The organism is Sphaerotilus hippei, assembly GCF_003201595.1.
In the GTDB taxonomy this organism is placed as follows: Bacteria; Pseudomonadota; Gammaproteobacteria; order Burkholderiales; family Burkholderiaceae_C; genus Sphaerotilus; species Sphaerotilus hippei.
On the sequence record NZ_QJJS01000013.1, the window covers coordinates 117,587 to 127,351 of the forward strand.

Consider the following 9,765-nt stretch of genomic DNA (forward strand, 5'->3'; position numbering starts at 1 on the left):
GCCGCTGTAGGTCAGCTGGACAGTCAGATCAGTAGCCGCAGGCTGAGACAGCTGGACGGTGTAGCCAGTGGCGACCTCGCCTTCGACGACGGTGCCGGGGCCGGTCAGGCTGATGGTGACCGTGTCCTCGGCGCCAGGCGTGCCGCCGCCGGGAATGCTGGGGCCGACATCGTCGGAGATGACCGTGGTGACCGAAGCTGCCGTCGGATCGACCGCAACCGCTTCGAAACCGCCACCCGTGATCGTGCCGAGCGTGACGGTGAACGATTCACCGTTGTCCACCAAAGCGTCATCGAGTGTGGTGATGTCAAAGGTGCTCGAAGCCGAGCCCGCTGGAACGGTGACCGAAACGACCTTGGTGTAGTCGGAGCCATCCGTGGCCGTGCCGCTGTAGGTCAGCTGGACCGTCAGATCAGTAGCCGCAGGCTGAGACAGCTGGACGGTGTAGCCAGTGGCGGCCTGGCCTTCGACGACGGTGCCAGGGCCGGTCAGGCTGATGGTGACCGTGTCTTCCGATCCAGGCGTGCCGCCGCCGGGAACTCCAGGGCCGACATCGTCGGCGATGACCGTCGTGACCGAAGCTGCCGTCGGATCGACCGCAACCGCTTCGAAACCGCCACCGGTGATCGTGCCGAGCGTCACAGTGAACGATTCACCGTTGTCTGCCAAGGCATCGTCAAGCGTGGTGATGTCAAACGAGGTCGAAGCCGAGCCAGCGGGCACAGTGACGGAGATGACCTTCGTGTAGTCGGAGCTGTCAGTGGCCGTGCCTGAGTAAGTCAGCTGGACCGTCAGATCGGTAGCTGCCGGTTGCGACAGATGAACGGTGTAGCCGGTTGCCACTTCACCTTCGACGACGGTGCCGGGGCCGGTCAGGCTGATGGTGACCGTGTCCTCGGCGCCAGGTGTGCCGCCGCCGGGAACGCCGGGGCCGACGTCGTCAGAGATGACAGTCGTGACCGATGCCGCTGTCGGGTCGACAGCAACCGCCTCGAAACCGCCGCCCGTGATCGTGCCGAGCGTGACGGTGAACGATTCACCGTTGTCTGCCAAGGCATCGTCAAGCGTGGTGATGTCAAACGAGGTCGACGCCGAGCCAGCAGGGACGGTGACGGAGACAACCTTCGTGTAGTCGGCGCCGTCAGTGGCCGTGCCTGAGTAAGTCAGCTGGACCGTCAGATCGGTAGCTGCCGGTTGCGACAGATGAACGGTGTAGCCAGTGGCGACTTCGCCTTCAACGACGGTGCCGGGGCCGGTCAGGCTGATGGTGACCGTGTCCTCCGTTCCGGGGACCGTGCCGCCGGGGATGGCCGGGCCGGCGTCGTCGGAGATGATCGTGGTGACGGCGTTGGCGACGGGGTCGACCGTGACGGTTTCGAAGCCTCCGCCGGTGACGGCGCCGAGTGCGACGGTGAACGCTTCACCGTTGTCTGCCAAGGCATCGTCGAGGGCGGAGATGTCGAACGAGGTGGAGGTCGAGCCTGCCGGCACGGTGACGGAGACGACCTTCGTGTAGTCGGAGCCATCCGTGGCCGTGCCCGAATACGTCAGCTGGACCGTCATGTCCGTGGCGGCCGTCTGCGAGAGCTGCACGGTGTAGCCGGTGGCGACCTGGCCTTCGACGACCGTGCCAGGGCCGGTCAGGCTGATCGTGACCGTGTCCTCGGCGCCAGCGGGTGCAGGCGTGGGTGAGGCGGGGCCGGTGTCGTCGATCAGGGTGGTGGTGATCGAGCCGGCCTGCGGATCGGCCGCGATGCTGGCGTAGCCACCGCCGGTGACCTCGCCCAGCGTGATCTGGATGGTTTCAGCGCCCTCGACCAGTGCATCGTCGAGGGTCGGCAGCGTGAACGTCGCGGAGCGCTGTCCGGCGGGCACCGTCACCGTCAGCTGCTGCACGTAGTCGGTGCCGGCGCTGGCGCTGCCGCCGTAGACCAGCGTGATGGTGACCTCCGTCAGCGCCGTCTCCGACAGCGTGACGGTGTACTCGCCCGAGGTCTGGCCTTCGACGACGCTGGCGGGGCCGGAGAGCTGCACCGTCACGTTCGTGTCGGCAGGGGCCGGGGCAGGGGCGGCGCTGGTCTCGACGGCGATCGTGTCCGTGGGGCGCTCGACGGTGTCGCTCGTGGCCAGCGTGGTGGCGTAGGCGTATTCCTGAGGCGTCACCACCTCGATCACGCGCTCGACCAGCGTGGCCGACTGCAGTCCGCTGTCACCCTCGCCACCACTGCTCACGCCGGCGGCGGGCGCCTCGAACTCGAGCTCGCCCAGGTCCAGTTCGGCCAGCAGCGGTGCCAGCGCTTCGCTGCCCGCGGCATACGCCACCGGGCGGGCGGCCGCAGCCTGCGGGTCGGCGGTGATCTCGACGATGCCGTCCTGGGTCGTCAGGATCACGTCGCCCTTTTCGACCAGGTCGCCGGGCTGCACCGGCAGCAGTTCGCCGCTGGCCTTGCGCACCAGTGCCGAGCCCCAGGTCCGCGACACCGTGCCGGCGGGCAGGCGCATGGGCACATAGTGGGCATCGAGGCGCACGCCGGCGATCTGCTGTGCCAGCGCAAGGGCAGGGGCGGCGCTCTGGAGCGAAGGCGCGGACGAGTCTGCGGTCATGTGTGGATCCCTTTCGGCGCCGGAGGCGCAGTTCGGGCATCGCCGCGTGTGCAGATCGCCAGCGCCGCTCGTCTGGCCAGACGACGCGGCGCGCACAGCACACGCTTCTTCCGATGCCGGTTCTCAGGGTCTATCGGCGTCGGAACACATGACTTGAGCAGATCGGGCGGCCCGGGCCGGGCCCCCGTGGGATCCGTCCTACTTGATCGGCAGCGCGGTGCTGGCCGGCACCGGCACGGCGGTGACGCTGTTCTGCGGGCTGCCGTCGATCAGCCGGTCCGAGTAGACCAGGTAGACCAGCGCGTTGCGCTTCACGTCGGCCATGCGCACCACCCGCACATGCTTGAACAGCAGCGACGAGCGCTCGGAGAACACCTCCTCCTGCTGCGGCAGCTTGCCCTTGAAGACGATGTTGCCGACCTGGCGACAGGCCACCGACGCCTCGGCCTTGTCCTCGGCCAGGCCCAGTGCGCCCGACACCCCGCCGGTCTTGGCGCGCGACAGGTAGCAGCTCACGCCGTCCACGCGCGGATCGTCGAACACGTCGACCACCACCTTGTGGCTCGGGCCGATCAGCTTGAACGCCGTGACCACCTCGCCGACCTGTTCGGCATGGGCCGGCGCCGCCGCCGCGAGGCACAGCGTCAGGGCGGTCACGATCGGGCGGACGACGGAAAGGGAAGCGTGTGAGGTTTTCATGCCGTGATGGTACGGCGGCGGCATGACCGATTCGGCTCGGCGGCTCACCCGGCTGCCTCGCACGGCAAGACGCCGTTTTTTGCGATTTCAGCCCGCGGCTTTGCCGGCAAGCGGTGATACCCTGATCGTTTGTCTCCATACCCCCGCTTGTTTCATGACCGTTCTGGTTGACCAGCTGGCTCGCCTGTGTGGCCTGCGTGACCGCAGTGCCCTGCTCGTGGCCGTGCTGTTCGCGATGCGGGGGGAACTGCTGCCGCTGGGGCTGTCGGTGCTGCGGCCGATCGGCAAGGGCGACTACGCCCGCTGGCTGACGCTGGCGCGCCTGGACGCCGACGACACGCTGCCCTACATCGAGCCCGAGTGGATCGACATCGACCGGCTCGCCCCGCTGGCCAGCGAGCCCGAACGCCTGGCCTGCCTGCAGCAGGGCCTGCCCGTGCAGGCCGCCGGTTCACCTTGCCGCTACTTCGTGCCGGTGCAGCCCGAGCTCGACGTCGCCGCCGTGCTCGAGGTGCGCACGCCGCAGCCGCTCACGCCGGCGCAGCGCCAGCTGATCGCCGGCCTCGACCGCCTGCACCGCAACCTCTGCAGCCTGCTCGACGAGAACGAGCGTGACCCGATGACGGGCCTGCTCAACCGCAAGACCTTCGACGAGACCATCGCGCGCATGGTGCTCGAGTGGTTCGACACCGACGAAGCGGGCGTCTGCAGCGCCTTGCCCTCGCAGCGACTGGCGTTTTCCGCGAGCGAGCTCGAGCGCCGCCACCGCACCCGCCGCCAGGGCTGCTGGCTGGGCATCATCGACCTCGACCACTTCAAGAGCGTCAACGACCGCTTCGGCCACCTCATCGGCGACGAGGTCATCCTGCTGCTGGCCCGCATGCTCAAGGACACCTTCCGCGGCCAGGACAAGGTCTACCGCTTCGGCGGCGAGGAGTTCGTCGTGCTGCTGCGCTGCCACGACGAGGCCGACGCCCTGCACGCCTTCGAGCGCCTGCGCCAGGCCGTGCGCGCCCACGAATTTCCCCAGGTCGGCCACATCACCGTCAGCGTCGGCTTCACCGCCCTCGGCCTCGACGACACCCCCACCGACGCCTTCGCCCGCGCCGACGACGCCGTCTACTGGGTCAAGCAGCACGGCCGCAACCACGCCGCCTCGCACGAAAGCCTGGTCCGCGACCGCTGCATCGCCCTGGGCGACAAGGCGGGTGGGGTGGATTTTTTCTGAGTCTCCGGCAGTGAACGGCCCGGTTGATTGCGTCCTGCATTTCTGAGCTGCCTATCCGGCAGTGAACGGTTCCCGATATTCGGGCTCCCGCCTTTCTTTTTTCTGAGCTGCCTATCCGGCAGTGAACCCGAAGAGATCGCCACCGAGACCGGTCTTGAGTTTCTGAGCTGCCTATCCGGCAGTGAACTTGCGAGGAACGGACTCGATGGCGATCGGGTCTTTCTGAGCTGCCTATCCGGCAGTGAACGCCTGCAGGTAGAGCGACCCGCCTTTGCTGCCTTTCTGAGCTGCCTATCCGGCAGTGAACCCACGCATAAACGGGCGTGCTGGGCTCGTGCATTTCTGAGCTGCCTATCCGGCAGTGAACGCTGGCGGCCAAGTTGTTGAACGCGCCCGACATTTCTGAGCTGCCTATCCGGCAGTGAACGGCCTGCTGGGTGATGTCGCGCAGCGCCTGGCTTTCTGAGCTGCCTATCCGGCAGTGAACAATTCACACTCACGACGGCCGATACAACGGGATTTCTGAGCTGCCTATCCGGCAGTGAACTCGACGGCAGCTACACCGGGCTGATCCGCTACTTTCTGAGCTGCCTATCCGGCAGTGAACCGCTACGGCGTCGACGTGCTCGCCCCGGCGGATTCCTGAGCTGCCTATCCGGCAGTGAACGCCGAATCCCATCAGCGGGGGCCGGGCCTCTATTTTCTGAGCTGCCTATCCGGCAGTGAACGCTGCTGCTGCTGCTGCGGCGGCGGCGCTGATCGATTTCTGAGCTGCCTATCCGGCAGTGAACGTTGCCACGCAGTACAAGCCCGGCGCCCAGCCATTTCTGAGCTGCCTATCCGGCAGTGAACGCGAGTGCGTGTTCATCGAGCTGTGCGACACCTTTCTGAGCTGCCTATCCGGCAGTGAACAGGGGCGTACAGCCCTTGGCAACACACAAGCATTTCTGAGCTGCCTATCCGGCAGTGAACTTCAGTTGAGCCGGTCGGATTCAATACTCACCTTTCTGAGCTGCCTATCCGGCAGTGAACGGCAGCCTAGGGCAGGGGCGGGGGCGGGGGAATTTCTGAGCTGCCTATCCGGCAGTGAACTCTTGATGCTGGCCGCCAAGCCGCACGCGAGCTTTCTGAGCTGCCTATCCGGCAGTGAACTCGCGGGGCTCGACTCGCTGACGGCGGCCGATTTTCTGAGCTGCCTATCCGGCAGTGAACACCACGGCGCAGAGCCTTGTTCGCCACGCCGCTTTCTGAGCTGCCTATCCGGCAGTGAACGGACTACGTCTCGCTGCGCTCCCTCGATGACTTTTCTGAGCTGCCTATCCGGCAGTGAACCTCTATCAGGTGGCCCAGTACTGCGACCAGCATTTCTGAGCTGCCTATCCGGCAGTGAACCTGGAGTCGGACCTCGTGGAATTTGACGGCCTTTTCTGAGCTGCCTATCCGGCAGTGAACCTCGCCGGTCGCCGGGTTGCGGTACATCGCGGTTTCTGAGCTGCCTATCCGGCAGTGAACCGCGGCTGGCCGGCGTTCGGACCATGCTTGATTTTCTGAGCTGCCTATCCGGCAGTGAACTCGGTCTGGCCAAGGAGGCCGCCGACGCCGCATTTCTGAGCTGCCTATCCGGCAGTGAACTGCGCTGGCCGTTGACCGTCGTCCACCCCAGATTTCTGAGCTGCCTATCCGGCAGTGAACGACCGACGCGCGGCCCATCTCGACCCCGGCCTTTTCTGAGCTGCCTATCCGGCAGTGAACCTGCCACTACCCCGCGCCCCGCTTTCCTGAACTTTCTGAGCTGCCTATCCGGCAGTGAACACGGCCGGAGTATTCGAGGGCCTTTCCATCCTTTTCTGAGCTGCCTATCCGGCAGTGAACGCTGCAAACTGTCGAAAATAAATGCCCCGGGCTTTCTGAGCTGCCTATCCGGCAGTGAACTTCGTCACCAGCAAGACAGTCTCGCCTGGCGATTTCTGAGCTGCCTATCCGGCAGTGAACCCTACCGCGCCCAGCTGCGCCTGCCCGATTTCTTTCTGAGCTGCCTATCCGGCAGTGAACGCTGACCTCTTTCATGGGGGGTCTGCCGGCAATTTCTGAGCTGCCTATCCGGCAGTGAACGCGCTCGCATGACCTGGACTGATTTTCCATACTTTCTGAGCTGCCTATCCGGCAGTGAACCTGGCGGGTCCGGTTGCATGTACAACGATGGCTTTCTGAGCTGCCTATCCGGCAGTGAACAAATGTAGCTCCAATGAGATTGCCGGTTTACTTTTCTGAGCTGCCTATCCGGCAGTGAACTTGATCGAGATGCTGATGGGGCTGCTGTCGCTTTTCTGAGCTGCCTATCCGGCAGTGAACACACGCCGAGCCTGTACCGCGCCGGCCGGCTCTTTCTGAGCTGCCTATCCGGCAGTGAACGTCGAGAAGAAAATCCGCGGGCTGGCCTGGGTGGTTTCTGAGCTGCCTATCCGGCAGTGAACAAGGCCCTGCATGTTGCGCTGCTGGATCGCCTTTTCTGAGCTGCCTATCCGGCAGTGAACGCGCACGAGGCTGGCGCCCGCATCGCGGCGACTTTCTGAGCTGCCTATCCGGCAGTGAACGGCCTGGAACTTTTCCATTTCGCACGTCGCGTTTTCTGAGCTGCCTATCCGGCAGTGAACAAGCTGAGCATCAGCCCGAAGAGAGCCAATAATTTCTGAGCTGCCTATCCGGCAGTGAACCATGCGGCGCCACGTCTACCCGTGGATCGGTCTTTCTGAGCTGCCTATCCGGCAGTGAACCTCGACCTGGGCATGGAGACGGTGGCCATGATTTTCTGAGCTGCCTATCCGGCAGTGAACCAGCGACAGCCTCGCGCGCGGCGCCGAGCGCATTTTCTGAGCTGCCTATCCGGCAGTGAACCGGGCATTCGCCGCTTTCAGGGCGGCTTCAATTTTCTGAGCTGCCTATCCGGCAGTGAACGGCCGCAGCCGCAACACCCTGGCCCGCGTGGCTTTCTGAGCTGCCTATCCGGCAGTGAACGAAGCCAAGCTCAAGGCCGCCCCCGCCGAGGATTTCTGAGCTGCCTATCCGGCAGTGAACGATTTGATCGAGCGCCTGACCACCATCGAAATTTTCTGAGCTGCCTATCCGGCAGTGAACTCGATGGCGATTTGGGTCTGGATGTCCATGGCTTTCTGAGCTGCCTATCCGGCAGTGAACTCAGTGGTCGTGACGGGGCTCTCAACGCCGTCTTTCTGAGCTGCCTATCCGGCAGTGAACGTGTACCCCCGCGAGGTCGTCAAGGCGGCCCTTTTCTGAGCTGCCTATCCGGCAGTGAACCGGGCGGTGGACCGGGCGCGGTCGTGCGTGATTTTCTGAGCTGCCTATCCGGCAGTGAACCGCCGGCCTGGCCGACTGCGAGGACTACGCCTTTTCTGAGCTGCCTATCCGGCAGTGAACGCGCAGATGTAGGCGACCGAGCGCTCGACGGTTTTCTGAGCTGCCTATCCGGCAGTGAACTTTGCACAACGCTCGGTCCTTGCAACGGTATTTTTCTGAGCTGCCTATCCGGCAGTGAACTGCAAGGTCAGCGATACGCATGTCCACCTGTCGTTTCTGAGCTGCCTATCCGGCAGTGAACGTGGCCTGGGCCCGGCACCCCGGTGCTGTTCCTTTCTGAGCTGCCTATCCGGCAGTGAACCACCGACTCCTCGCCAACTGCGTGCATTCGGCTTTCTGAGCTGCCTATCCGGCAGTGAACTGACTGATCGCTCTGCAGCGGGTTTGATGTTCTTTCTGAGCTGCCTATCCGGCAGTGAACTCACCGACGCCAGGCGCCTGGCGCCGCGGCTCTTTCTGAGCTGCCTATCCGGCAGTGAACCCCGACCGCCGCCACGAACCCCAAGTTCGCATTTTCTGAGCTGCCTATCCGGCAGTGAACATGCTTGATGGTAAGGGGACGACCCTCAGCATTTTCTGAGCTGCCTATCCGGCAGTGAACCAGTAGGCCAGCGGTCGAGGTGCGCGTGAGGTTTTCTGAGCTGCCTATCCGGCAGTGAACCTGCGGAATATGAATATATTTCACGCCCCTGTTTTCTGAGCTGCCTATCCGGCAGTGAACTGTTAACGGCACCTGCTGTGTAGATACCGACATTTCTGAGCTGCCTATCCGGCAGTGAACGTCTTCCTCGTCATCGTCGTCGTTCTCCTGGCTTTCTGAGCTGCCTATCCGGCAGTGAACCGTCATCGCTCCGCTGGTGCTCAGTGGGTGGATTTCTGAGCTGCCTATCCGGCAGTGAACGTGCGATTTCCTCGATGTGGCGGTCTGGAATTTTTCTGAGCTGCCTATCCGGCAGTGAACGCCAGCCAGGACACGCTGATCGAGCGGCTGATTTTCTGAGCTGCCTATCCGGCAGTGAACCCGCAGAGTCCGGACGACTGGAGGCTTCAGGCTTTCTGAGCTGCCTATCCGGCAGTGAACGGGCTGCCGGGCTCGGCGTGGGCACGTGCACATTTCTGAGCTGCCTATCCGGCAGTGAACTCGAGTTCCGTGAAACGAGCGCGGTCAAACTGTTTCTGAGCTGCCTATCCGGCAGTGAACCTGTGGCTGCTGCACCGCGAGTGGTGCGACCTTTTCTGAGCTGCCTATCCGGCAGTGAACGGGTCAGGCGTCACTGGCCCGAAAGCTGGGCGTTTCTGAGCTGCCTATCCGGCAGTGAACCGGACCGGGCGGATGACGGCCGGCAGCTCGGCTTTCTGAGCTGCCTATCCGGCAGTGAACACGCGGCGCTGCACCAGGCGGCCGCCGGCAAATTTCTGAGCTGCCTATCCGGCAGTGAACGCGTCGGACCATGTGGAGGGAATCCTCAAGATTTTCTGAGCTGCCTATCCGGCAGTGAACTGTCGTCGGTCAACCTCGACGCATCGATCCTGTTTCTGAGCTGCCTATCCGGCAGTGAACGCGGTAGGCGTCCCAGTAGCGCGCGAGGATCTTTTCTGAGCTGCCTATCCGGCAGTGAACTCAAGCACCACCTCGGCGCGGGGCGTCAGGTCTTTCTGAGCTGCCTATCCGGCAGTGAACACTTTTGCACACTTTCGGTGAACGTCAGTACATTTCTGAGCTGCCTATCCGGCAGTGAACCGAACGCCTGGGGCACCTACTACCAGGGCGATTGCATGAAGCCACGGTCTCAACATATGGCAGGAGGCTGAGCGACATGGGAGCGTCATCGCGGCTGCAAGCCCAACAGGAACTGCAG

General features: G+C 63.8%; 3 protein-coding genes and 1 CRISPR repeat array. Of the genes, 1 reads left to right on the plus strand and 2 read right to left on the minus strand.

Features of this window, described 5'->3' with window-relative positions; genetic code table 11:
• Positions 1–2,604, minus strand: a 2,604-nt coding sequence (locus C7444_RS20285; protein ID WP_211317559.1) for a beta strand repeat-containing protein, incomplete at its 3' end; no start/stop codon positions are given.
• 198 nt (positions 2,605–2,802) lie between these two features.
• On the minus strand, positions 2,803–3,303 hold the full coding sequence (locus C7444_RS14115) for a CreA family protein (RefSeq protein ID WP_110401498.1): 501 nt from the start codon (positions 3,301–3,303) through the stop codon (positions 2,803–2,805).
• A 154-nt stretch (positions 3,304–3,457) separates the two neighbouring features.
• Between C7444_RS14115 and C7444_RS21030 the strand changes: the two genes are divergently transcribed.
• Positions 3,458–4,531, plus strand: coding sequence for a GGDEF domain-containing protein (locus C7444_RS21030; protein WP_445683277.1), 1,074 nt, complete (start codon positions 3,458–3,460; stop codon positions 4,529–4,531).
• A 39-nt stretch (positions 4,532–4,570) separates the two neighbouring features.
• Positions 4,571–9,647: a CRISPR direct-repeat array (repeat unit 28 nt; unit sequence TTTCTGAGCTGCCTATCCGGCAGTGAAC).
• The last annotated feature ends 118 nt before the right edge of the window (positions 9,648–9,765 follow it).

Coding starts and splice junctions, on each gene's coding strand:
- C7444_RS21030 (WP_445683277.1), top strand. CDS start 3,458: ATGACCGTTCTGGTTGACCAGCTGGCTCGCCTGTGTGGCCTGCGTGAC.
- C7444_RS14115 (WP_110401498.1), bottom strand. CDS start 3,303: ATGAAAACCTCACACGCTTCCCTTTCCGTCGTCCGCCCGATCGTGACC.